General features: G+C 66.2%; 30 protein-coding genes. 11 read left to right on the forward strand and 19 right to left on the reverse strand.

The features are described from left to right. Positions 1 to 6 precede the first annotated feature (6 nt). Positions 7 to 1569: a carboxylesterase/lipase family protein gene (locus tag G6N77_RS01205; protein ID WP_165180159.1), complete on the forward strand. Its 1563-nt coding sequence runs from the start codon at positions 7 to 9 to the stop codon at positions 1567 to 1569. On the opposite strand, the gene G6N77_RS01210 is transcribed toward G6N77_RS01205, so the two are convergent. The 4 genes from G6N77_RS01210 to G6N77_RS01225 form a co-directional block, all read right to left on the reverse strand. Next, positions 1539 to 2510 carry a DMT family transporter gene (locus G6N77_RS01210; RefSeq protein WP_165180160.1) on the reverse strand — a complete coding sequence of 324 codons (972 nt, stop codon included), beginning with the start codon at positions 2508 to 2510 and terminating at the stop codon, positions 1539 to 1541. The two genes, G6N77_RS01205 and G6N77_RS01210, sit on opposite strands and share 31 nt — an antisense overlap. Before the next feature lie 117 nt (positions 2511 to 2627). Further along, positions 2628 to 3095 (reverse strand): DUF2087 domain-containing protein, encoded by a 468-nt coding sequence (locus G6N77_RS01215; RefSeq protein ID WP_165180161.1) that lies wholly within the window; start codon positions 3093 to 3095, stop codon positions 2628 to 2630. Beyond that, positions 3092 to 3505 (reverse strand): VOC family protein, encoded by a 414-nt coding sequence (locus G6N77_RS01220; protein WP_165180162.1) that lies wholly within the window; start codon positions 3503 to 3505, stop codon positions 3092 to 3094. The genes G6N77_RS01215 and G6N77_RS01220 overlap by 4 nt, the downstream gene beginning before the upstream one ends. 144 nt (positions 3506 to 3649) lie before the next feature. Further along, positions 3650 to 4492: an inositol monophosphatase family protein gene (locus G6N77_RS01225; RefSeq protein WP_165180163.1), complete on the reverse strand. Its 843-nt coding sequence runs from the start codon at positions 4490 to 4492 to the stop codon at positions 3650 to 3652. A 400-nt stretch (positions 4493 to 4892) separates the two neighbouring features. Between G6N77_RS01225 and G6N77_RS01230 the strand changes: the two genes are divergently transcribed. Beyond that, positions 4893 to 8108 (forward strand): glycosyl hydrolase family 95 catalytic domain-containing protein, encoded by a 3216-nt coding sequence (locus G6N77_RS01230; RefSeq protein ID WP_165180164.1) that lies wholly within the window; start codon positions 4893 to 4895, stop codon positions 8106 to 8108. Between the two features lie 13 nt (positions 8109 to 8121). On the opposite strand, the gene ligA is transcribed toward G6N77_RS01230, so the two are convergent. Continuing rightward, on the reverse strand, positions 8122 to 10383 hold the full coding sequence (gene ligA, locus G6N77_RS01235) for an NAD-dependent DNA ligase LigA (RefSeq protein ID WP_306987564.1): 2262 nt from the start codon (positions 10381 to 10383) through the stop codon (positions 8122 to 8124). 257 nt (positions 10384 to 10640) lie between these two features. Here ligA and G6N77_RS01240 point away from each other — a divergent pair, with 257 nt between their 5' ends. Next, on the forward strand, positions 10641 to 10835 hold the full coding sequence (locus G6N77_RS01240; RefSeq protein WP_165180165.1) for a hypothetical protein: 195 nt from the start codon (positions 10641 to 10643) through the stop codon (positions 10833 to 10835). A 110-nt stretch (positions 10836 to 10945) separates the two neighbouring features. Here G6N77_RS01240 and G6N77_RS01245 read toward each other — a convergent pair whose 3' ends face one another. After that, the gene (locus G6N77_RS01245) at positions 10946 to 11236 is read right to left on the reverse strand and encodes a DUF4287 domain-containing protein (RefSeq protein WP_165180166.1); all 291 of its coding nucleotides are present in this window, start codon (positions 11234 to 11236) and stop codon (positions 10946 to 10948) included. 93 nt (positions 11237 to 11329) lie between these two features. Here G6N77_RS01245 and G6N77_RS01250 point away from each other — a divergent pair, with 93 nt between their 5' ends. Further along, positions 11330 to 11998 carry a TetR/AcrR family transcriptional regulator gene (locus tag G6N77_RS01250; protein WP_165180167.1) on the forward strand — a complete coding sequence of 223 codons (669 nt, stop codon included), beginning with the start codon at positions 11330 to 11332 and terminating at the stop codon, positions 11996 to 11998. Then, on the forward strand, positions 11982 to 12323 hold the full coding sequence (locus tag G6N77_RS01255; RefSeq protein ID WP_165180168.1) for a cupin domain-containing protein: 342 nt from the start codon (positions 11982 to 11984) through the stop codon (positions 12321 to 12323). Before G6N77_RS01250 ends, G6N77_RS01255 begins: the two co-directional genes overlap by 17 nt. Before the next feature lie 34 nt (positions 12324 to 12357). Here the strand turns inward: G6N77_RS01255 and G6N77_RS01260 are convergent, their stop codons facing one another. Beyond that, positions 12358 to 13338, reverse strand: coding sequence for an alpha/beta hydrolase (locus tag G6N77_RS01260; RefSeq protein WP_165180169.1), 981 nt, complete (start codon positions 13336 to 13338; stop codon positions 12358 to 12360). An 83-nt stretch (positions 13339 to 13421) separates the two neighbouring features. Beyond that, positions 13422 to 13940: a GNAT family N-acetyltransferase gene (locus G6N77_RS01265; protein WP_165180170.1), complete on the reverse strand. Its 519-nt coding sequence runs from the start codon at positions 13938 to 13940 to the stop codon at positions 13422 to 13424. A gap of 60 nt (positions 13941 to 14000) precedes the next feature. Here G6N77_RS01265 and G6N77_RS01270 point away from each other — a divergent pair, with 60 nt between their 5' ends. From G6N77_RS01270 to G6N77_RS01280, 3 genes are read left to right on the forward strand one after another with little or no spacing between them, the layout of a single operon-like run. Then, positions 14001 to 14228 (forward strand): hypothetical protein, encoded by a 228-nt coding sequence (locus G6N77_RS01270; RefSeq protein WP_165180171.1) that lies wholly within the window; start codon positions 14001 to 14003, stop codon positions 14226 to 14228. A gap of 41 nt (positions 14229 to 14269) precedes the next feature. Then, entirely contained in the window at positions 14270 to 14656 is a 387-nt protein-coding gene (locus G6N77_RS01275; protein WP_240901566.1) for a hypothetical protein, read from the forward strand. A gap of 20 nt (positions 14657 to 14676) precedes the next feature. After that, positions 14677 to 15141 carry a DUF6278 family protein gene (locus tag G6N77_RS01280; protein WP_165180172.1) on the forward strand — a complete coding sequence of 155 codons (465 nt, stop codon included), beginning with the start codon at positions 14677 to 14679 and terminating at the stop codon, positions 15139 to 15141. 52 nt (positions 15142 to 15193) lie between these two features. Here G6N77_RS01280 and G6N77_RS01285 read toward each other — a convergent pair whose 3' ends face one another. From G6N77_RS01285 to G6N77_RS01295, 3 genes are all read right to left on the reverse strand, one after another. Next, positions 15194 to 15592, reverse strand: a complete 399-nt coding sequence (locus G6N77_RS01285) for a hypothetical protein (protein WP_165180173.1) — start codon at positions 15590 to 15592, stop codon at positions 15194 to 15196. After that, the gene (locus G6N77_RS01290) at positions 15579 to 15776 is read right to left on the reverse strand and encodes a helix-turn-helix transcriptional regulator (protein ID WP_165180174.1); all 198 of its coding nucleotides are present in this window, start codon (positions 15774 to 15776) and stop codon (positions 15579 to 15581) included. Before G6N77_RS01290 ends, G6N77_RS01285 begins: the two co-directional genes overlap by 14 nt. An 87-nt stretch (positions 15777 to 15863) precedes the next feature. Continuing rightward, positions 15864 to 16583: a hypothetical protein gene (locus G6N77_RS01295; protein WP_165180175.1), complete on the reverse strand. Its 720-nt coding sequence runs from the start codon at positions 16581 to 16583 to the stop codon at positions 15864 to 15866. Positions 16584 to 16717: 134 nt separating this feature from the next. Here G6N77_RS01295 and G6N77_RS01300 point away from each other — a divergent pair, with 134 nt between their 5' ends. Continuing rightward, positions 16718 to 17173 (forward strand): DUF2975 domain-containing protein, encoded by a 456-nt coding sequence (locus tag G6N77_RS01300; protein ID WP_240901567.1) that lies wholly within the window; start codon positions 16718 to 16720, stop codon positions 17171 to 17173. Here the strand turns inward: G6N77_RS01300 and G6N77_RS01305 are convergent. Next, complete coding sequence (locus G6N77_RS01305) at positions 17097 to 18089, reverse strand: DMT family transporter (protein WP_165180176.1); 993 nt, start codon at positions 18087 to 18089, stop codon at positions 17097 to 17099. The genes G6N77_RS01300 and G6N77_RS01305 overlap by 77 nt on opposite strands. A gap of 31 nt (positions 18090 to 18120) precedes the next feature. Between G6N77_RS01305 and G6N77_RS01310 the strand changes: the two genes are divergently transcribed. Next, positions 18121 to 18675: a helix-turn-helix domain-containing protein gene (locus tag G6N77_RS01310; RefSeq protein WP_165180177.1), complete on the forward strand. Its 555-nt coding sequence runs from the start codon at positions 18121 to 18123 to the stop codon at positions 18673 to 18675. A 108-nt stretch (positions 18676 to 18783) separates the two neighbouring features. Here the strand turns inward: G6N77_RS01310 and G6N77_RS01315 are convergent, their stop codons facing one another. The 7 genes from G6N77_RS01315 to G6N77_RS01345 form a co-directional block, all read right to left on the reverse strand. Continuing rightward, positions 18784 to 19050 (reverse strand): type II toxin-antitoxin system RelE family toxin, encoded by a 267-nt coding sequence (locus tag G6N77_RS01315; RefSeq protein ID WP_165180178.1) that lies wholly within the window; start codon positions 19048 to 19050, stop codon positions 18784 to 18786. Next, positions 19047 to 19316 carry a type II toxin-antitoxin system Phd/YefM family antitoxin gene (locus tag G6N77_RS01320; RefSeq protein WP_165180179.1) on the reverse strand — a complete coding sequence of 90 codons (270 nt, stop codon included), beginning with the start codon at positions 19314 to 19316 and terminating at the stop codon, positions 19047 to 19049. Before G6N77_RS01320 ends, G6N77_RS01315 begins: the two co-directional genes overlap by 4 nt. Positions 19317 to 19572: 256 nt before the next feature. Continuing rightward, entirely contained in the window at positions 19573 to 20475 is a 903-nt protein-coding gene (locus G6N77_RS01325; RefSeq protein WP_165180180.1) for a hypothetical protein, read from the reverse strand. A 102-nt stretch (positions 20476 to 20577) separates the two neighbouring features. Then, a complete protein-coding gene (locus G6N77_RS01330) occupies positions 20578 to 21684 on the reverse strand; it encodes a hypothetical protein (protein ID WP_165180181.1) in 1107 nt (368 codons plus the stop codon). 149 nt (positions 21685 to 21833) lie between these two features. After that, positions 21834 to 22952 (reverse strand): hypothetical protein, encoded by a 1119-nt coding sequence (locus G6N77_RS01335; protein ID WP_165180182.1) that lies wholly within the window; start codon positions 22950 to 22952, stop codon positions 21834 to 21836. A gap of 75 nt (positions 22953 to 23027) precedes the next feature. Then, positions 23028 to 24140, reverse strand: a complete 1113-nt coding sequence (locus G6N77_RS01340; protein ID WP_165180183.1) for a hypothetical protein — start codon at positions 24138 to 24140, stop codon at positions 23028 to 23030. Positions 24141 to 24287: 147 nt separating this feature from the next. Continuing rightward, positions 24288 to 25700 (reverse strand): aminotransferase-like domain-containing protein, encoded by a 1413-nt coding sequence (locus G6N77_RS01345; RefSeq protein ID WP_165180184.1) that lies wholly within the window; start codon positions 25698 to 25700, stop codon positions 24288 to 24290. Here G6N77_RS01345 and G6N77_RS01350 point away from each other — a divergent pair. Beyond that, positions 25699 to 26631 carry a DMT family transporter gene (locus G6N77_RS01350; RefSeq protein WP_165180185.1) on the forward strand — a complete coding sequence of 311 codons (933 nt, stop codon included), beginning with the start codon at positions 25699 to 25701 and terminating at the stop codon, positions 26629 to 26631. The two genes, G6N77_RS01345 and G6N77_RS01350, sit on opposite strands and share 2 nt — an antisense overlap. The last annotated feature ends 15 nt before the right edge of the window (positions 26632 to 26646 follow it).

The following is a 26646-nucleotide window of genomic DNA, read 5'->3' on the forward strand; positions in this document are numbered from 1 at the left end:
GGAAGCATGGCTGACGTGACTCCCCCGACCGATTTCACCACGGCTCCCGAGGCCTCCACCACCGCAGGAAAGGTCCGCGGCAGTTGGCGTCCGTGCCCGGGCACAACGCCTGATCAGGCAAAATTCACGCACTCGGCCGCCTTTCTGGGCATTCCCTTTGCGGAGGCGCCCGTCGGCGATCTCCGCTTTGCCGCCCCCGTGCGGCATGCCCCCTGGGACGGCGTGCGCAGCGCCGAGGAACACGGCCCCACCCCCCAGCGCCCCGGCCCGCCGGAACCCACCCTCATCCCGGAGCCCTCAGTGCCGGGCGGGTCCACCCTGAACGTGGACGTCTTTACGCCGGCGCCGTCCACGGCGGCCGCCCTGCCCGTCATGGTCTACATCCACGGCGGCGGCTACACGGCCGGCTCCCCCGCCAGCCCCTGGTACGACGGCGCCGCGTTCAACCGCGACGGCGTGGTCACCGTAAACCTCTCCTACCGGCTGGGCTTTGACGGCTTCGGCAGGATCGACGGCGCCCCCGACAACCGTGCCGTGCTGGACTGGCTGCTTGCGCTGGAATGGGTGCAGGAGAACATCGCCGCGTTCGGCGGGGACCCTGCCAGGGTGACGATTGCCGGGCAGTCTGCGGGCGGCGGCGCGGTGCTGACATTGTTGGGCATGCCCCGGGCCCAGCCGCTGTTCGCGCAGGCCTGGTGCATCTCCGGGGCTCTGGGCGACGTCCCGGTCGGGAGGGCGCACGGGCTGGCCGAACGCCTGGCCGGGCTGGCCGGCGTCGAGCCTTCCCTGGCGGGGTTTGCCTCAGTGCCGGAGGGACGGCTGCTGGAACTGCAGCCCAAGGCACAGGAATCGCCGGGCGGCCGTGACGGCGTGTTCGGCATGCTCCGGCGCGTGGTTTCCGGTGGGCTGTCGTTGGGCCCCATGGTCGACGGCGAGCTCATCACCGCGCCCACGCCCAGCTCCCTCCTGGCCGGGGTCGGGGCGGACAAGCCGCTGGTCCTGGGCACTGCAGACGACGAATTCGCCATGGCCCTGGACGCCGTGCGGACCAAGCTTCGCCTGGTTCCCTCGCGCCTGTTGCTGGGCCAGGCAGGGCTGGAGCGGGGGCGGCGCAGCGCCTACCTGTCCGCCAACCGGGACCTGGCGCGGCTCGGCTCCGCGGCCGTACTGGGCAGGTACATCAGCGACGCCGTCTTCCGGAGCACCGCGTTGAAGGTTGCCGAGGCGCGGGCGGGGGCCGGCTCCGCGGGCACGTGGCTGTACCGCTTTTCCTGGCGCTCGCCCGTGTTTGGCCGCGCCGTGCACTGCCTGGATGTGCCGTTCTTCTTTGACTGCTTGGGCGCGGGGCGCGTTGACGCACTGGCCGGAGGCAATCCCCCGCAGGCGCTGGCGGATGACGTCCACGCGGCCGCCGTCTCCTTCGTCTCGGGAGGGGATCCGGGCTCCATTTCGGGCCCTGGGGCCACGGGCTGGCCGCGCTACTCCGAGGGCCGCAGCACAAAGGTCTTCGACACGCCGTCGTCAGTGGTGGAGGACGGCTACGCTTCCGTGCGGCCGCTGCTGGACTGATCCAGCGGTTGCCGCTGGGCGGGCGCCGGCTTGCGCCGCCACCGGGTGATCGCTGCCAGCCGGCCTTGGCTGATGGCGATGCCTGCCACCACGACGACGGCGCCCACGGGCTGGTTCCAGCTCACGGGCTCGGCCAGGATGGCCACGCCCAGGCTGACGCCGACAATAGGCGTCAGGTAGGTCACGGTGGAAGCATTGGCGGCTCCCCATGCGGCCACCAGGTTGGTGTTCCAAACGTATGCCAGGCCGGTGCCGGCCATGCCCAGTATGAGAATGCTGGCCACCACGCGCGGCGTCAGGTGGACGGGCGCCATGGCAATCCACGGCGTCAGGACCAGCATCATGACGGCACCCAGCCCCACCTGCACCGTGGCGAGGGACAGCGAGGGCAGGCCGCGCGGCGAGACGAAGCGGCGGAGGTAGACGAAGCCCAGCCCGTAGCAGGCTGTGGCCGCCAGGCAGGCCGCCTGGGCGGCGAGTGAGCCGCCGCCCGCCCCGCGCCAGGGGCCCAGGACAATGAGGACTCCGAGGAACCCGGCCAGCAGGCCCAGCAACCTCACCTTGCTGGGCCGCTCCTGCGGCAGCGCCACGAGTGCCACCAGCGTGGTCATGAGGGGCGTGGTGGCGTTGTAGATGCTGGCCAGTCCCGAGCCGATGGTCTGCTCGGCCCAGGCGTACAGGAGAAAGGGCGCCACGCACAGCAGCACGGCGACGACGGCGAGGTGGGCCCACACCACGGGCTCGGCGGGCAGCTTTTGCCGCCTCACGAGGGAAATGGCGGCCAGTGCCACGGCTCCCGAGCCGAGCCGTCCCAGCACCACCTGTGCCGGCGACAGCCCCTCAAGGCCAATCGCGATGAACAGGAAGCTGGCACCCCAGACCACGGCCAGTGTGACAAATTGGGCCAGCGGCCACTTGTTGGCGAAACTCTTGTTCGACATTCGCATCTTTCGTTACAACAGCCGTTGGACGCCCTTGGATTCAGCGCACCTCCGCAATCGGGGCACCACTGTGCAGACGTTTGCCGAGGGCAAAGTGTGAGATTGCCGTTGTAGCTGTCAGGGCCGGGTGTATTCGGAGCCGTTGGAGTTTCGCGTCAGCAGGCCGTGGTCCACCAGGGCGCGGCGAAGCGTCGGGATGTCAGCCGTGACGGTTCGCAGCAGCAAGTTGATGTCCCGTTCGGCGAGTACCTCCCCTGCCGGGACCAGCCGCTCCGCCAGCTGTTCGAGTATCTGGAGTCGTACGGCAGGGTTTACCGGCAGGTGGGTCAACCGGCCGCCGTCGAAATACTTGTCACTGCCCTCTGGCTTGGGTTTCGTGTTCGCGGCCAGGACGGCGGCCAGCGCGCCGGGAACCGGCTCGAACGTGTCCTCCGCCAGCAGCCCCACCTGGACCAGCCGCCGCAGCTCCTTTTCCGAGGCCACATCTCCGATGCCCAGCACCCGCGTTGCGTACACCTTCATTAGCTGGTCGTTGGCCAGCGCCGCGACCACGGGCTGCCACGGCGTGCCGCTTTGGCCCGTCACGGCTGCCCACCAGCCGGGACATTGCACACCAGCTGCCACACGTACCCGTCAGGGTCGGTGACCGTTCCGATGTACTGCCTGCGTCCGCTGGCGTGGTCAACGAGTTGCGGCTCCACCACCGTGCCCCCGGCGGAACGGGCCGTTTCCAGCAGCCGGTCCACCTCGCCCGTGGACCCGATGGCGCAGCTGAGCACGCCGTCGCTGCGGCCGGCAGCCGAACCAGGCACCAGCCCCGTGTTCCGGGCAAAATCCTCCGGCTGGGCCAGGAACAACGTCAGCCCGGGCAGTTCAAGGCACACCAGGCCCAGCATCAGCCGGGCGTCCGCCATGCCCAGCCCGTCCCGGTAAAAGGCCAGCGAGCGGGCCGCATCCGCCACCACCCGCGAAAGCACCACACCGTCAGTTTCCATCGTCGCAATCCTTTCATCCTGGTCATTGGCGCCGTCACCTGGGTCTCGACAGGCTCGACCACCGGGACATGCTCGACCACCTGGGTCTCGACAGGCTCGACCACCGGGGTTTCGACAAGCTCGACCACCGGAGCGGCCACCCGGTCAGTGCGACGGCGCGAAGTTGCCTTCCAGCCCCGGCACGCAGGCGCCTGTCCACACGGACAGCGCCTCGTCGCGCGAGGGAAGCCCGTTGATGGCCGGGCTGAGTTCCGGCCGGTGCACCCAGGCCCCCGCCTCCTCGGCAATCAGCGCGGCCGCCGCGAAATCATGTTCAAAAAGCCCGTATTCCAGGTACGCATCGACCCCGCCCTCGGCCACGGCGCACAGCTCCAGGGCCGCGGAGCCCAGCCGGCGGAAATCGCCGAAGTTGTCCATGCGCCCGTTCAGCTCGGACACCAGGCGGCGCCGCACCACAGGATCGTAGGTCAGGGCCGTTGACAGCAGCGTGCCGCCCCGGGCTTCCAGCGGCCCCCGCAGCCGGCGCACATCCTGGGCGCCGTCGGCCCGGGTTTCGTCCAGCCACGCGCCGCCGCCGCTGGAGGCAAAATACGTCCGCCGCAGGGCGGGTGCGTTGACCACGCCGGCCAGCCAGCCGCCGTCGGGCCCCATCACGGCCACCGAGGTGCAGTGGTAGGCGATGTTGCGGATAAAGTTCATGGTCCCGTCCAGCGGATCGATGCTCCACCGGTAGCCTGACGGTTCCGCGGGCAGGGCCGGTGCCAGCTCCTCCCCCGTGATGACGTCGTGGGGGCGGGCGTCGGTGATGACGGAGCGCACGGCCCTCTCGGCGGCGAGGTCGAAGGCGGTGACCCAATCGGCGTCGGAGGACTTTTCCGTGGCCCCAAATCCCTCCGGGTCGCGCGCTGCCAACACGGCAGCCCCGGCCGCAGCCGCACGCAGCGCCACTTCCAACAGTTCATCAACGGATACGGAATGGGGTGTCATGGCTGTCCTTCGCTGGGTCCAGGCGTGAAGCGTTCCACGAATCTTGGGGTTTCTCCACGCGGCACGTTTCCGCCTCCACTCTACGGGGTGCCGGGCTGCACGGCCGGAATGTCACCGGCAAAAAATTTGTCGGATGTAAGGCCGGGCTCCACGGCACGGCTCCCCTCAACCCGAACCGCTCGGCGCCGGCACCGGCACCGGCACCGCCCGCCCGCACAAAATAAGATGCAGCCTGGAAATTTGGACGCACGGCGACACAAAGTGGGCCCGGCAGAGGAATGTAGGGAACTTCGTAGACATCGGATGTTATGCATGCCAAACTGTTTTCGAGTTGCGCAACTCAAGTCTCTTGCGGGTTTGCGCCGTCAAACATCCGATCAATGTAGCTCAGGAGTTGTTCATGACTTTCCCCCAACCCGACCGTCGCCAGATCCTCAAGCTGGGCGGCGCCCTGGCACTGACACCCCTCCTCACCCAGTTCCTGGCCCGGTCCGCCTCGGCCACGCCGACAGCGATGCCGACAGCAGTGCCGGCCGCCGTGCTGGCTCCCCATCCCGCCCTCTCCAAGCAGGCGCTGTGGTACCAGCTCCCTGCCACCGACTGGCAGTCCGGTGCCCTGCCCGTGGGCAACGGCCGGCTCGGCGCCATGTTTTTCGGCGACCCGTCCCGGGACAGGATCCAGTTCAACGAGCAAAGCCTGTGGGGCGGGGTGAACAACTACGACAACGCCCTGGCCGGGCTCGACGACGAAGCCTACGACACCTCCGTGACCGGTTTCGGCTCCTACCGCACCTTCGGCGACGTGGTGGTCACCTTCGCCGAACAGCCCGTGGTCACGGCGCCCGGAGGCCCCTACAACAACTCGTCCTCCGAAACATTCACTGCGACGATTGACGGGAACCCGGCCACCAAGTGGTGCATCGACGGCCCGCCCGCCACGGTGACCTGGCAGGTCAGGCTGCCCTCCGCCGTCGCGGTTTCCAAGTACACCCTCACCAGCGCCAACGACGTCCCTGCGCGCGATCCCCAGCAGTGGACCCTCTCCGCCTCCAACGACGGCACGCAGTGGACCGCGCTGGACAGCCGCACCCTGCCCGCGCCGTTCGAGAGCCGCTTCCTGGCGAAGGACTTCACCGCCGCCAACACGGCTGCGTACAGCTGGTACAAGTTCGACTTCACCCCGAAGGCCGGCGTCAGCCACTTCCAGGTCGCGGAGATCGTCCTGGGCGGCGTCAGCTTCGGCGGCCAGTCCGCGCTCTACCTCTCCTCCCCCTCCGGCCAGGCCGACGGCGACGGCAGCGGCGCCGACATCATGCGCACGCTTGACGGAAGCACCGCGACGGCGTGGGTGGCACCCCAGCCGGCTGCCGGCGTCGTCTGGCAGGCAGACCTTGGCACGGGCAGGGTGCTTACTTCCTACTCGCTCACCTCGGCCGCGGACACCCCTGCCGAAGACCCCACGGCGTGGACCCTGGAAGGGTCCACGGACCGCCTGTCCTGGACCGTCCTGGACAGCCGGCAGCCAGGGGCGCCCTTCGCCTCGCGCGGCCAAACCCTGGCATTCACCCTCGCGGGCACCAAGGCGTACAGCTCCTACCGGCTCACCCTCCGCGGGAGCGCCGCCAATCTGCGCCTGTCGGGCGTGGGGCTGGCCGGCCCCGGCTTCGATTCCGGCACCGCTTCCGCCGTTGCCGAGTACAGGCGCGCCCTGGACCCGACCATCGGCGTCCATGTCACCCAGTTCGGCACCGCCGGGAACCGCGTGCTGCGCGAGGCGTTCGCCAGCCGCGCCGCTGACATCATCGTGTTCCGCTACGAAACCGAGCGGCCCGGCGGCCTCTCGGGCACCATTTCCCTGACCTCTGGCCAGGATGGCGTGGCCACCACGGCCAGCGCCGCTGCAGCCACGCTGGCCTATTCCGGCACCATGGCCAACCAGCTCAAGCACGCGGCCACCCTGCAGCTCGTGGACACGGACGGCACCCTGACGGCCGACGGCGCGTCCCTGCACATCGCCGGCGCTCACACCATGACACTGCTGCTGGACGCCCGCACCAATTACAAGCTCGACGCCGCCGCGGGCTGGCGAGGTGCCGACCCCGGGCCCGGCATCACCAAGGCTCTCGCTGCGGCCGCCGCCCGCCCCTACGCGGACCTACGTTCCGAGCACCAGGCGGACGTGGCCGCACTCATGTCCCGCGTCTCCGTCAACTGGGGGACGACGCCGGACGCCGCCGCCAAGGCCCCCACTGACCTGCGCCTGTTGGCCTACGGCGGCGGGGGCGAGGACCCTTCGCTGGAACAAACCATGTTCACCTACGGCCGCTACCTGCTCATCGGCTCCTCGCGCCCCGGCGGGCTTCCGGCAAACCTGCAGGGGCTGTGGAATGACAGCAACTCCCCCGCCTGGGCATCGGACTACCACACCAACATCAACATCCAGATGAATTACTGGGGCGCGGAAACCACCAACCTTTCCGAGTCGCACCAGCCCCTCATCGACTTCATCGGCCAGGTGGCCGTGCCTTCGCGGCTTGCAACGCGGAACGCCTTCGGCAGGGACACCCGCGGCTGGACGGCCCGGACCAGCCAGAGCATTTTTGGCGGCAACTCCTGGGAGTGGAACACCGTGGCCAGCGCCTGGTACGGACAGCACGTCTACGAGCACTGGGCCTTCACCCAGGACGGGGACTACCTCCGGTCCACCGCGCTGCCCATGCTCAAGGAAATCTGCCAGTTCTGGGAGGACCGCCTGGTGCCCGACTCCAACGGGCTGCTGGAATCCCCCAACGGCTGGTCACCCGAGCACGGCCCGCGCGAAAACGGGGTCATGTACGACCAGCAGATCATCTGGGACCTGTTCCAGAACTACCTCGACTGTGAGGATGCCGCCAAGGACGACGCCGGCTACCGGGCCAGGGTGGCCTCCCTCCAGTCCCGGCTGGCCCCCAACAAGATCGGCAGGTGGGGCCAGCTGCAGGAATGGCAGGAGGACATGGATGATCCGAAGGACATCCACCGGCACACCTCGCACCTCTTCGCGGTGTACCCGGGCCGGCAGATCACCCCGGCGGGTTCCCCCGAATTCGCCGCCGCCGCCCTGGTCTCACTGAAGGCCCGCTGCGGCGAGCAGGACGGCGTGCCGTTCACCGAGGCCACCGTTTCCGGCGACAGCCGCCGCTCCTGGACGTGGCCGTGGCGGGCTGCACTGTTTGCCCGGCTGGGCGAGGCCGAGCACGCCCGCCTCATGCTGCGCGGGCTGCTGCGCTTCAACACCCTGCCCAACCTGTTCTGCAACCACCCGCCGTTCCAGATGGACGGGAACTTCGGCATCACGGGCGCCGTGGCGGAGATGCTGGTCCAAAGCCACACCGGCACCATCCACCTGCTGCCGGCACTTCCGGCAGCGTGGAAGGACGGCTCCTTCACGGGCCTGCGCGCGCGGGGCGGCTACGAGGTCAGCTGCACGTGGGCCGGCGGCAAGGTCACCTCGGTGACGGTGGTGGGCGACAGGTCCCCGAACCAGGGCAACATCACGGTCCGGATGAACGGGCAGGACTACAAGGTCAAGCCCACCCAGCCCGGGCACCAGCTCAAGCCCTTCTCGCCCAGCTAACGGGGCAGGCCGGTCACGGGCCGGCGGGCCCCTCAGCGGGTTCGCCGGCCGGCCCTTCAGCCAGCAGTTGCACAAAGCCGTCCTCGTCCAGCACTTTCAGGCCCAGCGATTCGGCCTTGTCCAGCTTGGTGCCGGCGTTCTCCCCCGCCACCACATAGGAGGTGTTCTTCGAGACGGAGCCGGAAGCCTTGCCGCCGCGGGTGATGATGGCCTCCTTGGCCTCGTCGCGGCTGAAGTTGGGCAGCGTCCCGGTCACCACAATGGTCAGGCCCTCAAGCGTGCGCGGGGTGGATTCGTCCACCTCGTCCTGCATCCGCACCCCGGCCGCGGCCCAGGCATCCACAATGTCCCGGTGCCAGTCCACGCCGAACCACTCGATGAGCGCCTCGGCAATGATGGGCCCGACGCCGTCCACGTTTGCCAGTGCCTCCTCCGACGCGGCCCGGATGCCGTCCATCGAGCCAAACGCCGTGGCCAGTGCGCGGGACGCGGTGGGCCCAACATGCCGGATGGACAGCGCCACCAGGACGCGCCACAGCGGCTGCGACTTGGCCTTCTCCAGTTCCTCAAACAGCTTTTCCGTGGTCTTGGTGGGCACGGACGGCTTCTTCGCCGTCGCCTTCGTGTAGAAATACGGCACCTGCTGGAAGCGGCCGGTCCCTTCGCCCTTGGACCGGATTTCCCGCCACACCAACACGCCGGAGAGGTCCAGTTGGGCGATGTTGAAGACTTCAGCCTCACTCACCAGGGGCCCCGGGCCGGCGGGCGCAATGGCGCCGCCGTTCTCCGCCGGGTCGGGGCCGGGCCCGTTGGTCAGGGCGGCGGCTGCTTCGTAGCCCAGGGCCTCGATGTCGAAGCCGCCGCGGCCGGCCAGGTGCGCCACACGCTCGGTCAGCTGGGCCGGGCAGGACCGCGCGTTGGGGCAGCGGATGTCAATGTCGCCCTCTTTGGCCGGGGCAAGTTCGGTGCCGCAGGACGGGCAGTGGGTGGGCATCACGAATTCGCGTTCTTCGCCGGTCCGCAGCGCCACCACGGGGCCCACGATTTCCGGGATGACGTCCCCGGCCTTGCGCAGCACCACGGTGTCGCCAATGAGCACGCCCTTGGCCTTGACCACGTCCTGGTTGTGGAGGGTGGCCATTTCCACGGTGGAGCCGGCCACCTTCACCGGGGTCATGACGGCGTACGGGGTGACGCGGCCTGTGCGCCCCACGTTGACCCGGATGTCCAGCAGCTTGGTGTGGACCTCCTCCGGCGGGTACTTGTAGGCCACCGACCAGCGGGGCACGCGGGAGGTGTTGCCGAGGGCCCGCTGGGTGGCGAGGTCGTCCACCTTGACCACAATGCCGTCAATTTCGTGAATGAGGTCGTGCCGGTGTTCGCCGTAATGGGCAATGAACTCCAGCACCTCGGCCAGGGTGTCCAGCACCTTGAAGTACGGGCTGGTGGGCATGCCCCAGTCCTTGAGCTGGGCGTAGGTTTCCGACTGGGTCGCCGTTTCCAGGCCTTCGCGGGCGCCGATGCCGTGCACATACATTCGCAGCGGGCGCTTGGCGGTCTCAGCGGGGTCCTTCTGCCGCAGCGATCCTGCCGCGGTGTTGCGCGGGTTCGCATAGGGCGCCTTGCCGGCGGCCACCATTTGCTCGTTGAGGGCGGTGAAGTCCTTGGAGGCGATGAACACCTCGCCGCGTATCTCCACCTCGGAGGGGAATCCGCTGCCGTGCAGCCTCTGCGGGATGTCCTTGATGGTGGCCACGTTGTGCGTGATGTCCTCGCCCGTGGTGCCGTCCCCGCGCGTGGCCGCCCGCACCAGCACGCCGTCGCGGTAGAGCAGGTTCACGGCCAGCCCGTCAATCTTCAGCTCCGTCAGCCACTTCGGTGGGGTTCCGTGCTGCTTTTCCACGGATGCCGCGGCTTTGAGCAGCCAGGCTTCCAGCTCCTCGAGGGAGAAGACGTCCTCCAGCGAGTACATGCGGGCCAGATGGTCCACGGCGGCGAATGCCACCGAGACATCGCCGCCTACCACCTGCGTCGGGGAGTCGTTGGTGACCAGTTCAGGATGGAGTGCCTCGAGCTGCTCCAGTTCGCTGTAGAGGACATCGAATTCGGCATCCGAGACCAGGGGTGCGTCGTCGTTGTAGTAGGCGGCCCGGTACTTGGTGATTAGTTCCACCAGCTCCGCGTACCGCTCCCGGACTTGGGTGAATGGGGTGCTGGGGGGCTCGACGGCGGCGCCACCGGGTCCAGGGGCAGTGGCCCCTTCCACTGCGGGCACTTCTTCGGCGGGATTCACAGGCTGGCTAGTCACTGTTCCATCTTGCCGTAAAAGCACCCCGAACGCCCCCCTTGTTTTCGACGTGTTCGGTCTCCGTAGGCCGGGCCATGGCGGCAGCCATTTGTTACGTCCCGGGAGCGCCCGGGCGTGTGCCTTCAATCACACTGGCTCCCCCGGCGCGCGGGCCTTCGAGTAGCGTTGAAGGCGTTGCCTCAACGACGAGGCAGCCGGAAGACAATCAAAGGAAGCAACGGCGCATGAGCTTTGAATCGCACTCCATGACCCTCAAGATCTGGGACCACTCCACCATGGAGCCCACCTTGGAATCTGCCATTACCCACATCTCCGCCCGGGCCAACGCCCCGAAGGAACATGTCAGGGTGGTCCGCAGCGGACCGAACATGTTCACGGTCAGCGTGGGCGAGGAATCACATGCGGGTTTCACCGTTTAATCCCGCTGCCCAACGAATGCCGTCGCAACTCCATGTTGCGGCGGCTTTTTCGTCACCGAGCAGCAACGGCTGAAAGGCACAGTGTCCGAAATGGGACCTTTGAACGGTTGCTAGTGGGGGCGGTGGTCCTTGCCGTCCAGCCACAACTCCGTGGACTCATCACGGTGCGTTCCGTCCGTGCCGACGCGCTTTTCGCTGATGGTTGGCCCGTTTTTGACGACATGCACAATGGCCATTGCATGGCCCCTTCCGAGTCCGTATTCCTCATTCAGCCAGTCAATGATTGCTCCGGCCCGCACCGGCGGTTCGGACAGCCCGCGCTCGTGTAACAAGGTGAGGAGTTCGCGCGGCGTGAGGCCGGTTTTTGATTCGATGGTGTCGAGGTATGCCTGGAAGGACATTATTTCCGTCTCCTTGAACTTGGCCTGCTAGTGAGGTGATAGACGTCACTGTATCCAAATGGTACGGTACCGTCTAGTACTAAGGAGGCTTGGATGGAGTCCGCCAGCGGGACCGGAAGGCGTAGTGAGGAAAAGCGCCAGGCCATCCTCGACGCCGCCCGCAGGGTGTTCACAGCCAATGGATATTTGGGGACCACCACCGATCAGCTTGCAGCGGCAGCCTCGGTGTCCAAACAAACACTCTACAAGTACTTCCATGACAAGGAAGGCCTGTTCACTGCCCTGATCACCACAGTGAGCGACCGGATACACGATCCGTTTCAAGAACTCACTGCTGCAATGGGCACTGCCCCGGATTCCGAAGCCGCCGTCAGGATCCTGGCGGAACAATTCGCGCACTCCATCATGTCCGCACAGGTACAGCAAATCCGGCGGCTGGTCATTGCCGAAGCTGCCCGATTCCCGGACTTGGGACGGCTTTACTGGCAACGCGGATTCGAAAGGGTCCTGGCGTCGGTCGCCGCTTGCCTGCGGGTATTGGCCGAGCGCCAACTGCTGGCAATCGCCGACCCCGCCGTCGCTGCGCAGCACCTTGCCGGAATATTGCTGTGGATCCCCAGCAACAGGGTCATGTTCTGCGGTATCCCCGATCAATTCGAAGCGGAGACCGAGTTGAAGGAGGTTATCGAACTGGGGGTCAAGGCTTTCATCTCGGCATACCGCTTTGAAATAACGGAGATACAAAATGCTCAACAAGGTTAAGGCAAGTGAACTCGTCATCGGCTCCGGGCGCACCGCCAAATTCGAAGGCCAAGGATACGGATCCGGAGTTTCCTTCTTCCTGGTCGACAACGACCCTGGCCAGGGACCGGATCTCCATCGCCATCCCTACAGCGAGACCTGGGTGGTTCTCGAAGGGACGGCGGTGGTCACCGCGGACGGGACGGACACCCTTGCGGAAGAAGGCGACATCCTCATTGTCGAAGGTGGGACGCCCCACCGATTCCGCGCCACAGGTGCGGGCAGGCTGCGCATGATGTGCATTCACGCGTCGCCGGTGTTCCTCCAGGAGAACCTCGGCTCGTGAAGAACTTCCAGGCCGGGCCGGGCCATACGTGGGTTCAACCTGCCAGCGAACCCTGGAGCCACGCAAGTATGGTGTCGACACTTTCGGGGTCGAGCCGCGTGCCGGCGTCGTTATAGCCATTGCCCGGCGACGCGGCGACTTCGGCAGGGGTGCGGTGGTCTTCCTTGAACACGTGGTTGGCGTTGGCAGGGAAGGCAAATGTCACGTTCGCCATGCCGGCGGCAGCTTCCCGGAGGGGGCCGCCGTCGTCCTTGGCATCAATCTGCACGTCCCGCCGGCCGATCAGGACCAGCGTGGGAATCCGGACCTTGGCCAGCGCGTCGGTGGCGGATTCGTTCCACAGCTCGCGGGCCAATGGCAGGTTCGCCGGCGTCTCGAAGCTGGCAAGGACCATCTTGACGCTGTCGGGAAGGGCGGGATCGGGAGCCATGGGCTGCCCGGCCGAGTAGCGTGCCGCAGCCTCCTCCACCTTCCCCATCAGCTCAGTGCCGCCGGGGATCTGGGCGGATTGGAGCGCCAGCTGGGACAGCAGCACTGCCTGGACCGGGCGTCCGGGCGGCGCGGCGAGGACGATCGCGGCGAACGGGACGGCCTGGGTGCTGGTGGCATAGTGGAGCACGTGGAGGCTGCCCTCGCTGTTGCCGAAACCGGCAATCCGGGCGGGGTCCACGAAATCCTGGCCGGCGAGCACCTGGACGGCGGAAACCAGTTCGTCCAGGTGCGACTGCATGCTCAGTTTCCCGATGAGCTTGGGGACATTCTCCATCGCGTGCGGGCCGGACACCCGCTTGTCGTAGCGCAGCGAAGCGATCCCGGCATTGGCGAGCGCCTCCGCGAAGAGCCGCCCGCTGCCGTTGCTGCCGGGGAGCATCGGGGAGCACCAGTCCCGGTCCGTGGGTCCGCTGCCGGCGACAAGGACCACCGCCGGGACTGGCCCCTCGCCGTCGGGTTTCACCACCGTGCCTTCCATGGTGATGCCGTCAAGCTGCCAGGACACCTCTTGGGAAATTGCCATGCCGCCAGTCTCACAGCGAATGGCTGCCCGGGCAAGGCGGGGCAGGACCACTTTCCGTACGGGAGCTGCCGGATGGTTGGTGGTTAGTGGGTGTCGATCCAGTAGCGGCGCTTGCCGTTGCGGCTGTCTTCGTAGACGCCGCCGTTCTTTTCAATGGTTGCCCGCGAACCGGCGTTGTCCTCGTCGCAGGTGAGCAGCACCCGCTTCAGGCCCAGCGCCTGGGCGATGGGCAGCGAGTCCTTGAGCGCCTGGGCGGCGTGTCCGCGGCGGCGTGCCGAGGGCCGCACGCTGTAGCCGATGTTCCCGCCCTCGTTGAGGAGGAATTCGTTGAGTTCGTGGCGGATGGCCAGGGATCCCAGGACGGTGCCGCCGTCGGCGATCCAGAGGTAGGTGCACGGCACATAGCCGGCTTTCCGGGGTGTTTCCGGCAGCGCGTCGGCAATGAGCTGGTCCACGAACCTGGCGAACTCCTCGGGATCCCGCAGCTTTTCCAGCGGCCAGTCCTCGCCGCCGCCGCCGTCCCTGTGGGCGCCCGCAAATTCCTCGGCGCCCTCCAACCAGGACGTGTGCAGGCGTGGGTCAGGTGTGATGAGTGTGGCCATTACAAAATCGTATCCGAGAGTCCGGCTGACATCCCCCGTGGCCGGTGCCAGACTGGGGGGATGAACATTCAGGACTGGTGGCCCCGGCTGGACGCGCCAACGCAGCAGTGGCTGATCGAGAACAACGGTGACACCGTGCCGCCGGACATTCAGGCCCGGATTGCCACCGCCGCGGGCGCGCCGGCTGCGGATTCTTCATGGCTTGGCGACGCCGACCCGGCCCATTTTTCCCTCTCCGACGAAGCCGTCGACTGGATCGAGGCTGTCGCGAACGGCGAAGATGGGTAGCCCGTCCGCGTCAATGAATTGACCTGACGACGGCGGCAAACTTGGCAACCATTGACACCCTCGCGTTCACCGACGAGGGTTGCCCCATGAGCCGGCCCATCCGCATCCTGTCATTCGTGGCCATTGCTGCTCTCATGGCGGCGGCCGCCGCGGTTGGGGTGCGGCTGTGGACCGTCCATCAACAAACCTCGGACTGGGCGTTGTGGCCCGCCGCTGTTCCATCGAAGGTGCAATTTTCCGGCCGCGTTTACAGCTGCCCGCATCCTGCATCGCCGGAGAACCAGTCGCTGGACGGATTGACCATCCAGGGCCGGACCGCGGGCGGCGGCGACATCTACGCACACGCCGCTTCCCTGGGCCCAGGCACCACCATCGTTGTCCGAACGGATCGAGGGTTGTTTGGCTGCGTGCTGATCGGCGGACAATAGCCAGGGCATAGGCTATGGGCATGAGCGATCAAGTGGAGCCTGATGAGGCGTTGCAACGCCTTCCACCCGGGATGCCACGGCATTTCGCTGAATACAAGCCCGTTGCCGAAGCTGTTCCTGCGCCGCCTGTAACGAACGTCGGCGGCTATGACGAATTGCTCAACTATTTCCGCTCACGAGGGGAAAGCCTGCCGCGCAGCAGGGAGGGTCTGGCCGCCGTCGATGCGGCGATCGATGGCGGCATTCCCGCCGAGGCGTTCCCAGACCTCGCCCGGTCCATTGGAATGTTTTACGGGGACGTCCTCACCCACAGCATTACCGGCGCGCATTGGAAAGTGGTGGCCAGTGGCTTCCCCGAGGTCCGTTTCACCGCAAAGGACTCCGTCGACGTCGTGCACGTGGCACAAAGGAGGCTCAGCCACAGCTACCCCAGCCTCGTGGAAAACTTCTTCCACGTACTCGAAATGGCCGCCGCGGCTATGTGAGGGGCAGCGCCGCCCAGGCGGTGGATGCCACCCGAAGTCCCGCCGTCGGGCGTCAAGAGCGCTTGACTGCCCGGGAATTTGCCACGGACCACACGGCAGTGAGCAGACATACCTGGACCATCGCCAGCGACAGCGACCGGTCAAGGACCACGGCCGCCACAAACTCAATCACTGACAGGATCAAGGCGGCAACGCCGACGGCGGCGAATCCGTGGCGCGCCAGGACACGGTCACGTTCATCCCTGTACTCCATCGCGTTGAGCCTGCTGATGTCCAGGGAATCCGGCCGGCGCGCATACACGGCGCACGCGAGTCCGCCCGCCCCGCACAGGAACAGGAGCAAAGCGCCGAACCAATTTCCGGCCAGCGCCGTGGCCGCGGCGCCAACCACAAATGTGGCGACACGGACCTGGTTGATTCTCGAGATCGGAATGCGGCTAGTCAGCTTCAATGCGAAACACTTCCTCAACGGCGGACCCGAAGAAACAGGCCAGGCGGACTGCCAGGACAAGGGAGGGATCATACCGCCCCGTCTCGATGGCGTTGATGGTCTGTCGCGAAACCCCCAAGGCCAAGCCGAGGGCTGCCTGGGACAGGCCGGCCTCCAGGCGTCTGCTTCTGACCTCGGAAATCATGTGACAAGCATGCTTTACAGCATTGATGGTGTCAGGCGCGCTTGTCCATTCCCGCCGTATTGGCGGGACCAGGTCCGGCGGCGCCCGTCAGACGACGGCGGTGTAGCGTGCAAAGGCTCCCAGGAGCTGGTTGGCGTAAATAGCGTTTGCGAACATCAGCCCGTTGCGCCCCATGATGGGCAGCGGCAGGTCCACCAGCTGTCCGCTGCCGTTGTGGGACACCTGCATGGTCACGACGGGAAAGCGCCGTCGCCCGTTGGAGATAATGAAATGGTCCGGGTGCACGTAGGCAATGTCGGCCCACGACAACGTGGTGCCCGGTGTGCCTGAACGGGGCGAGCGCCACAACTCGATTCCCGCCAGACCAACAGTGACCACCGGCATCAAGCCAAGCCGCGGCCGTTCCTGGCCAATGGTTCCCAAGGCAGCGCGGAGCTCGGGCGTGCGTTGGCTCAAAAAGACCGCAGCATTGGGCCGGGCAGCCCTGGCCCCGGCCTGCTTCCGGCGCATGAACAAAACGACAGGTCCCAGGATCAAGGTGAAGATGGCTGCGGCCAGGACGAATCCAGTTCCCACGGCGAGGACCGGGAAAGCCACGTCGCGCGGTGCGGAGGCCCCATCCGCGATTGTAAGGACTGCCGTCAGAAGGAAAACAGACAACACGAGGGCAAGCAGTCCCCACAGCATCAGCTTTTGCTTGGCCCTGGCACCCGGAATCTCCACGAACCGCGGCGGACAATGTTCCGCGGGAGGCAGAAATGCCCCGGTGGCGGTTCGGAAGGGGTCAGGCAGCGAATCCTCTGGCATGTGAACGAGTCTATTTGCCCTTGGCCACCCACTGGCGCCGACGACGGCGGCCGCCGTCGGGCCTTAACCTATCCAAGCGCCACTGAGGTGGGTACCGTATTGATACAGCGGGCAAGGCTTGGGGAGCGGGGAAAATGATGCGCAGGGGAATTGCTTTTGCAGTTGTTGGGGTGCTGCTTGTCCTGCTGCTGTCCGTAGGCGCGCAGCTTTGGCTGCTTCCCGCGGAAATCCGAAGCGTGGCCGCCACATTCCCCGAAGTCGAGCGGCTCGCCGCGCCGGCCATCATCTGGGGCGTCGTCGCCATCGCCTGCTGGCAGGCCGTTGCCCTCATCGCCTTGCGGCTTGCCATGCCTCTTCGCCGCGGGGAATTTGGTCCCGCCTGGTACGGCTGGCTGCGCGGCATGCTGGGGTGCCTGCTGGCATTCCTGGCGCTGGTGGTTGCCGCGTTCATTGCGCTAAACGTGATGGGCTACGCCACGCCGGGAGTCGTGCTGGGACTCCTGGGTTCCGGCATCATTGCCGCAGTTGGGGCCGGTTCCCTGGCGTTGTTTCTGGCGAGCCGGCCTCAGGCCCATTTTCGGCACGCCTAGGCTGGTCCCTTCGCGGCCGGGGGTTTGAATGCGGCTTGAGTTCGCTGACGAGCACACTGACCACAATGAGCGCCGCACCCACCAGCGCCAGTCCAGGGAGACGGTCGCCGGCAATGCGTCCGATGATGCCTGCCCAGACGGGCTCACCCGTGTAAATGATTGTGGCCCGGGCGGGCGTCACTGACTTTTGCGCCCAGTTCATGGTGGCCTGGATGACGCAGCTGGCCACGCCCAGCCCCACCGCTGTCACCACCCAGCCCCAGGAAAACGCGGGAACGGCCTCCCCCGTCACCGGCACCGCAGCAAAGCCCAAAATGCCGCACACCAGCAGCTGGACTACGGTAACCCGACCCAGGTTGACCCTGCCGGCGAAGAGGCTGATCAGGATAATCTCGCCCGCTATCGGCAGGGTGCTGAGCACGGTTGCAACCTCCCCCGGGCCCAAGCCGACGTGAACGGCGTCGGGCCCAGCCAAAAGAACCAGCCCTGCGAAGGCGAGGACCACCCCCACGAATGTCATGGCCCGCGGCCGCTTCCGGAACACCGCCCATTGCAGCAACGGCACGATGGGCACGTAGAGGGCGGTCAGGAACGCGGAGGTGCTGCTGGCGATGGACTGCAGGCCGAACGTCTGGAGCCCGTAGCCGAAGAAGATCATGACGCCGATGGCCGCGCCCGCGCCGACGTCGGCCCAGCCCATCCCGCGCAGGGACCGGCGGAACAGGATGCAGGCTGCCAGCCCGGCGACGGCGAATCTCAGCCCCACAAAGAACATGGGCCCGCTGTGCTGCATGGCAACATGGACGGCCAGGAACGTCCCGCCCCAGACGGCAGTGATCGCCACGAGGGCCAGTTCCTGCCGGCTCAGCGGGGACTTTCGCGCCCCGGCCAACACCCGGTCCCACATGTGCATCATTCTGCACATTTTATGGTGCAGAATAGTGCACATGCAAGACAACCCTGCCGCCACCGTCCTGGGACATGTCGGGAGCAACCTCCGGCGCTTCCGCCGCGACGCCGGCCTGAGCCAGTCAACGCTGGCCGAACGCTCCGGCATCAGCCGCCGCACCATCATCAACCTTGAGGCGGGCGAGGCAAACATCAGCCTGTCCGGGCTGGACCGCCTCGCCGACGCGCTCGGGACCACCTTCGCCTTGCTCGTCGCATCACCCACGGCGCCCGCCGCGGCAATCAATGAAGTTGCCTGGCGGGGGCGGGCTCCGGACAGCGTCGCGACGCTGCTGAGCTCGACGCCGGCGTCCCACGAAGCCCAGCTCTGGACGTGGGCGCTTGGCCCGGGCGACCGCTACGACGCCGAACCGGATCCCGCGGGCTGGCACGAAATGATCCTTGTCATCGAGGGCCGGCTGCGCATCGACTTCGAGGGCAGCTCCCTCCAGCTCAGCGCAGGCGAGCACGCGATGTACGCCAGTTCCCAGCCCTACGCCTACATCAACGACGGCGGCAAAACTGTCCGCTTCGCCCGGACCGTGGTGTCGTGACGGGGCGGCAATTTTTGCGGGTCCAGTGCCGCGAAGCGATTCTTCCCTTGAGCAGGTGTTGCACATCCCTTGCCGCGGCGGGCAAGTCCAGGGACGTTCCTGGTTGTTTCAGTGGCTCCTGTAGACCTCGCGCCGGTGTGCTGCACGGAAGATCACAACCAGTAACTGGCCGTCGTGGATCTCATACAGCACCCGGTAATCCCCGATGCGGATCCGCCAGGCGTTGTCGTCTCCGGCGAGTTTCTTCACCCCGTCCGGTCTCGGGTTCTCTTCCAGCAGGGTGATTGCGGCGAGGATGCGTTGTCGGAGCGGTTTGTCGAGCTTGTTGAGCTCCTTGACGGCGGCTCGGGTGAAGTTGACGGTGTATCGGCTCAACGGGTGATGCCGTTCGCAGCCAGCACCTCGTCCAGGCTGATTCTTTCGCCGTCGTCTTCCACCCGGGCACGGCGGAGGGCTGCCAGGTCCTCTCGGTCCTCCAGTCTTTCGAGCATTTCCAGGTCCTCCGGGCCAATGAGGACGGCCGCAACCTTGCCGCGACGGGTGATGCCGATGCGTTCGTGGCCGAAAGTGGCTCGGCTGATTGCATCAGATAAGCCGGCGCGCAGCTCGGCAACGCTCATGGTGCTGGAAATCTCAGTCATGCTTCAACACTACTCTCAGATGTACAAACCCACCAGACTGGTTACTTTGTACGCCCGCGCCACAATGTGAGCCATGGATCCTCAGCAATGTATTGGCAAAGCGTCGTTCCCCGCCGTCGTCGTCCTATTCCAGATAGCCCAGGGCGCCTCCCGGTTTTCCCGATTGCTCGGCAGATGTCGCTCTGGGCGTACCCGAGGCTGTTCAATGCGGCCCGTCGCCACGCGCCTGGGCTTTGAGCGGCCGGGGCCGCAGCCGCTATTTGCTGAGGAGGTATTCGAGTTCGTCGGGGAGTGTCATGGCGAGGTCGCCTTCGAAGACCTCGGTGATGGGCTGGACCGGGCCGCCGTTCCACCAGTAGAGGTGAGGACTGAGGCTGTGGGGCATGTCGTCGTACTGCGCCCGGGTCACCTGGGTCATGAAGAACAGGTCCTTCACGCTGGTGTCGTCGTTGATGACGTGCAGGTTCAGCGCCGTCGCGGCGGGGACGGACATCAGGATCCCCTTGGGCCCGGCCGTCAGTTCCAGGGCCTGGAGGAGGTCGGCCGGGTAGGCCAGCCAGGTGGACTGGAAGAGTGACTCGCCCATGATGCCCAGGAACGAGGCGCCGTCGGTGCCGGTGGCCTGCTGGGGCGTGCCGGTTCCTTCGGCGAGCAGGTTGGCATAGGCCGTCCTCCAGGCCAGGTCTTCGCCGACGCGCTCAACGTGGTCGTCCCGCAGGTAGTTGACGGTTTCTTCCCCGTCATAGGCCATGACGAGGGGAAGCAGGCCCACCCATTGGGTGTACTTGTAGTGCCGGTCGCCGTCCTCCTCGGTGATCAGGGTCGGGTCGATGATCTTGGCCGTGGTCCTGGCCAGCAGCTCTTCGGCGGGCATTTGGTCAAGGATGGAGCGGCCGGTCTTGGCGGTCATCCGGGCGAAGTAGTCCTCGATCATGTCTTTCCATTCCCGCTCGGGTGCCTTGGGCATTGTCCGGGCAATGGTTTCCAGGCCGAACATGCGGCCGTCGGAGAGCGCGACGTGGTCCTCGGCGAGTTCGACGGCGTGGCCCATGCCGGTCAGCGTCTCGACACAGATGCGACGCATCGTTTCCCCCTGCTGCCGGGTCAGCTGCGGGAATGTCGCGTCGGGGTCCTTGGGTTTCCTGCGGAAAAGTGCCATGGGGTGGTTGTTTCCTTGCTCATCAGTGATGACTTATTTGATCTGGGTGGTGAATGAAATTGGGCGGACGTGACCCCGGGGATCTGGTGGGGTTACGGCCTGTCAGGGCCCGTACGGGGTGGCGAGTTCCTGGGGGATCCAGGGCCGGGTCGGGTCCGGCAGCAGCCCAGCGAGCTGGTCCCGGTCGATGGGCTTCTCTGCCAGGACATGGAGGAGGTGGTCGCCATGCTGCTCTCGGCGACCGGTCAGGTACGGGGACACGATCTTGATCTGCTCCGGTCCGAACCAGGTCCAGGACTGCGGGTAGGGAACGAATCCCTTCCATTCGCCAATGTGGATCGGCCAGATCTCGTCCTCGGCCCCGGGCCGCTGTTCGTAGGACCGGGATCCCCATTCATAGTTCCTCAGCACCTCGACTGAGGCAAAGAAGCTTTTGGATTCCAGCGCGAACGCCACGAAGAACCGTCGCAGGCCATCCAGCCACCCCGGATCGGCAAGCGCCGCATTATCCAGGTGCAGGCTTGTGCGCCCGACAGATCTATTTCGCTGTGGACCATTCATTGATCCTCTCGCTATAGGGTACTCGCACTTGAAGAACAGAATACTGTTGGGATTTTCCAGCCACATATCAGTGAATGCCTGGTCCCCATCCCGGTCCAGTTTGCCCTGATGTGGTTCATAGGTGCCAAAACGCGTAGGGAGCGCCTCGGGCAGGTACTTGCGCGCCAACGCCAGATAGTTGCGGGGCAGATCCTCCGGCAGCTCGGCCGTGAGTGTATAGAAGTTTACGGTCACGAGCTCGGTGGGCCGCGCCGCCTCACGGGGCCGTGCGACGCGGTTGCCCTTGGGCCACACCTCGTCGGTTTGTTCATCCAACAGGGCGCCGCCGGTGGCCTTGGCAAGCTTCCGGGCAAACTTCACGGCGTGGGGAATCGAGGGTTCCTCGCTGCCCTCAACCAACACCTGGTACAGGGCCTTGGCGCCAATCACCGACGCCGTAACCTCTTCCGGCACGTCCTCCGGTTCCACCCTGAACGGGCCGTCAATCGTGAAGCAGTACGCACGGCGTGCGCCCCGGACCACCGTCAACGACTGGGCATCGCTGGAAGGCGAACCGTCGACGTCGAGCCCGGCAGCGCTCCGCACCAGCGCGAGCAACCCCTCAAAGGACAATGGCGCCGGAGCATAGACGGACAGGTCATAGGACATGAGAAAAACCTTTGGTGGGTGGGCAATGCGGGGAGGTAGGAAGAACTCAGCACCATGTGGATACTGGGCAAGCGACAGACGCCGTACGGGAAGGAAGGCACATTAGGAAGCAATGATGATCCAGGTCCACGCTCCCGACGTTCCGGCCGTTATTGGAGGCGTGCCGGAATAATTTTGGCGTAACTATTAATGATGTCGTCTTCGTCGGCGCCGAAAGTAAAGACAGTAGGCAGCCAGGGCCGGGAAGGGTCGGGAAGCACGGCCGAGATTTCGTCCCGATTCAGGGGCTCCTCAGCCCAGGAATGGAACAAGCACTCACCGAAGCGCTCACGATTGCCAATCAGGTACGGTGACACCAAATCCGCGTACTCGGGGCCAAACCAGGCCCACCACTGCGGATGGGCATGAAGGCCGGCCCACTTGCCGGGATTGTTGGGATGCTGGGATCGTTCGGAGTCACCGGTTCCGTAGTAGGTGCCTGATTTCCAGATGAATCCCCGTCGCACCTCGGCACTTGCATGAAAGCTTCGGGTGGCCTGGGCAAATTCAATGAAAAAGGCCTTCAAGGACTGGCGCACGGCGGGGTCGGTCAGCCCGGCCTTGTCGAATTCAAAAGAAATATAGGAAACTCGATTCTTACTGTCCAACGGATTGTAGGAAACAGCCCCAAGCGGGTACCCGCCTTTCACCAAAACGCCGTAAGTATCGGCGTTGGCACATGCGTTCAGGAATCCCTTGTCGTTGAAGTTGGCTGGAAGCATGGCCGGAAAGAACTCCCGCGCCGTCCGGATGTAGAGTTCCGGAAGGTCCGCCGGCCTGTCCTCATTGAGCATGTAGAAACGAACCGCAACCATATCCGTCCTGCGTTCCTCCGCCGGAACCAACACTCGATTTGGCTTCGGCTTGGGCCAGACATACCCGGTTTGTTCATCCAACATGGCCCCGTCGGTGGCCTTGGCGAGCTTCCGGGCAAACTTCACGGCGTGCGGAATCGAGGCCTCCTCGCTGCCCTCCACCAACACCTGGTACACGGCCTTGGCGCCAGTCACCGAAGCTGCAACCTCCTCGGGGACGTCATCGGACTCCACCTCGAAGGGCCCGTCAACAGTGAAGCAGTAAGCCCGCCGTCGTCCCCGGACCACCATCAACGATTCGGCATCGCTGGAAGGCGAACCCTCGACGGCGAGCCCGGCAGTGCCCCGCAACAACTCCAGCAACCCCTCAAAGGACAATGGCGCCGCAGCATAGACGGACAGATCGTAGGACATGAGAAAAACCTTTGGTGGGTGGGCGATTCGGAAAGGACGGAATTACTCAAGAAAGTTTCGGTCACGGGCAGCGCGTCAGCGAGTGCAGGGCGTGGCGAGTTCCTTGGGGATCCAGGGCCGGGTCGGGTCCGGCAGCAGTGCTGTGAGCTGGTCCCGGTCGACGGGCTTCTCCGCCAGGACATGGAACAGGTACTCGCCATGCTGTTCGCGGCGACCGGTCAGATACGGGGACACGATGCCAGCCTGCTCCGGTCCAAACCATGTCCAGGACTGCGGGTAGGGAACGAATCCCTTCCATTCGCCAACATGGATCGGCCAGATCTCCTCCTCGGCCCCGGGCAGCCGTTCGTAGGACCGGGACACCCACTCATAGTTCCGCAACACCTCCACCGAGGCAAAGAAACTGTTGGATTCCAGCGCGAACGCCACGAAGAACCTGCGCAGGCCATCCAGCCACCCCGGATCGGCAAGCGCAGCCCCGTCCAAATATAAGCTTGCATGCCATACAGAACTGGGGTATTCAGGCCCAGGTATCGCTCCCCAAGCAATCGGATAATCGCACTTGAAGAAAAGTCTGCTTCTAGGATTCTCTGACCACATATCGGTGAAGGCCTGGTCCCCGTCCCGGTCCAGCTTGCCCTGATGTGGTTCATAGGTGCCAAAACGCGTAGGGAGCGCCTCTGGCAGGTACTTCCGGGCCAGGGCAATGTAGTTGCCGGGCAGATCCTCCGGGAGCTCACTCATGAGTGTGTAGAAGTTGACTGTCACGAGCTCGGTTGGCCGAGCCGCCTCACGGGGCCGGGCCACGCGGCTGCCCTTCGCCCTGGGCCACACCTCGTCGGTTTGTTCATCCAACAGGGCGCCGCCGGTGGCCTTGGCGAGCTTGCGGGCAAACTTCACGGCGTGCGGAATCGAGGCTTCTTCGCTGCCCTCCACCAACACCTGGTACACGGCCTTGGCGCCAATCACAGAGGCCGTCACGTCCTCCGGCACGTCCTCGGCCTCCACCCCAAACGGCCCGTCAATCGTGAAACAGTAAGCCCGGCGTGCGCCCCGGACCACCATCAAGGATTGGGCATCGCTGGAAGGCGAACCGTCGACGTCGAGCCCGATGGTGCCTCGCACCAGCCGAACCAAGTCGTCGAAGGACAGGGGCCCGGCAGCGTAGACGGACAGATCGTAGGACATGAGAAAAACCTTTGCGCAAAGAGTGGCGGGGGCGAACGACGGCCAGTCTTTGGCAGCAAGGAAAAGTGTCTAACCCCCAAAGACACTTGAGCCTATCAAGGACTGTCCGCGGTGTCTTTTCCACTAAATTGCGGGGCGGGCCGGGAGCTACCGGCCGTTCCGTTCCAATGCCGCACCCAGGAGGCGCGCGCCTTCCCGGAACGCCCCGGGGTTGGGGCCCGAGTAGTTGAGGCGGATGAACGGCCCCGCTGCCTCGGCCGGGAACCAATCGGTCCCCGCCGCAATGATGACGCCAGCATCCTCGCAGTCCCGCGTCAGCCGTTCCAGGTTGGTGCCGTCCGGCAGGCGCAGCCAGAGGTTCAGCCCGCCCTTGGGAATCTGCTCCAGGTGCGCCTGAGGCACGTGCTCCTGCACGCCGGCCACCATCAGGTCCCGGCGCGCCCGGAGCTGGTGGCGCAGGCTGCGCAGGTGCGTCTGCCAGCCCGGCTGCGTGACCACGTCCAGCGCGGCCGCCTGCAGCAGCCCGCTGACATACATCGTCTCTGCGCCGCGGTCCGCCAGGATCCGTTCGCGGGCCGGGCCCCGGGCAATGGCTGCCGCTATGCGGATGGCGGGCGACACGCTCTTGGTCAGCGAGCGCGCATAAATGACGTGCCCCGAATCGTCCTGCCCGGCCACGGGGACGGGGGTGGAATCAATGCCAAAGTCATGCGCCCAGTCGTCCTCCACCAGGAACGCACCATGCCTGCGCACCACCTCCAGGATCTCCGCGCCCCGCCCCGGCGCCCATTGCGTGCCCGTCGGGTTGGCATAATGCGGCTGCGCGTAGAACATCCGCGCACCGGTTTCCTCCAAGGCCCGCTCCACGTCCTCCGGTGCCGGGCCGCCCATCCCGCTGGGCACCGGAACAAGCTCGACGCCGGCGTTCCTGGCCGCCAGGATGGCACCCCAATAGCTGGGCGACTCAATGAGCAGGGGGCGCCCGCGTCCCACCAGGGCACTGAAAATGGAGCTCAACCCGCCCTGGCTCCCCGGCAGCACAATGACGTCACTGGGCGCCGGCGGATTGATGCCCGACGGCGTCGCAGCCCCGAGTTCACGCGCGAACCAGGACTGCAGCTCCGGCAGCCCGGCCACCGGCGGGCGGGACAGGGCCTCGTCACTGCGGGCAGCCCGGACCAGCGCCGCCTGGACCAGCCGTTCCGGCAGCAGCTCGCGGTCCGGATACCCCGAATGCAGGGCAATGGCGTCATTGGGGACGCTGCGCATGGTGGCGGAGGCAGCCAGCGGCGGCATGGGGGCGGCGCCCAGGGCGGCGCTCTGCCAGCCATAGTCCGACGGCCGGGCCGTCCGCGCCGCCCGCACAAACGTCCCAACCCCGGGCCGGCTCTCCACCAGGCCCTGCACCGCCAGCGCCTGCAGGGCCTTCTGGACCGTAACGGGGCTGGCCTGGAACTCCGCAACCAGCGAGCGGCTCGACGGCAGGCGCGACCCCGGGGACGACCGGGCGATCCGTTCCTTCAGTCGCGCCACGATCCGGGAACTGCTATCGTTGTTCATGAGAACCAATGATAGCGCTACTCTTCTGGTGCGTGATGTGCTACCTCGCCGCTCCCCCGCCGGACTGTGGTGGGGCCTGCTGGGCGTGGCCGCCTTTTCTTTCACCGTCCCCCTGACCCGAGTGGCCGACGGCGGCCTGTCGCCCCTGTTCGTCGGCTCCGGCCGGGCCGTGGTTGCCGGCGCACTGGCGGTGCTGGCCCTGGCGTTGACGCGCCAGCAGCTTCCGCAGGGGAAGCAGTGGCTGCGCCTCGCGGTCATCGCCGGCGGCATCGTGGTGGGCTTCCCGCTCCTGACGTCCTTCGCCCTCGCCACCGCACCCGCCAGCCACGGCGCCGTGGTGGTGGCACTCCTGCCGGCCGCAACGGCCACCGCCGCGGTGCTGCGCGGGCGTGAGCGCCCCTCGGCTGCGTTTTGGGCCGCCACCGCTGTCGGCGCCCTGGCCGCCATCGGCTTCGCCGTCGTCCAGTCGGGCGGCCTCGGCACCATCGGCGTGACCGACATACTGCTGTTCGGCGCAGTGCTGGCCGCGGCCATCGGGTACGCCGAAGGCGGCCTCTTGGCCCGCGAACTGGGTGCCTGGCAAACCGTTTCGTGGGCCCTTGTTGTCGCCTTGCCGCTCATGGCGGTGCTGGCCGGTGCCACCATGGCCAGCCAGCCGCCGTCGGCCTCGCCAATGCAGTGGGCAGCCTTTGCCTACCTGGGCGTGGTGAGCATGTTCCTGGGCTATTTTGCCTGGTACCGCGGGCTGGCGCTGGGCCCTATGGCGCCGGTCAGCCAAACGCAGCTGGTGCAGCCCGTCCTCAGCCTGGCCTGGGCGTGGCTGCTGCTGGGCGAAAGCCTCAGCTGGACTACAGTTTTGGGCGGAGCCGCCGTGGTGCTGTGCGCGGGCACGGCTGTCCGGGTGCGCCTCGCTCCCCCTGCCCGGCCCTGAATCCACCACAAGGAA

The sequence above is a fragment of the Arthrobacter silviterrae genome (assembly GCF_011045165.1).
GTDB lineage: Bacteria > Actinomycetota > Actinomycetes > Actinomycetales > Micrococcaceae > Specibacter > Specibacter silviterrae.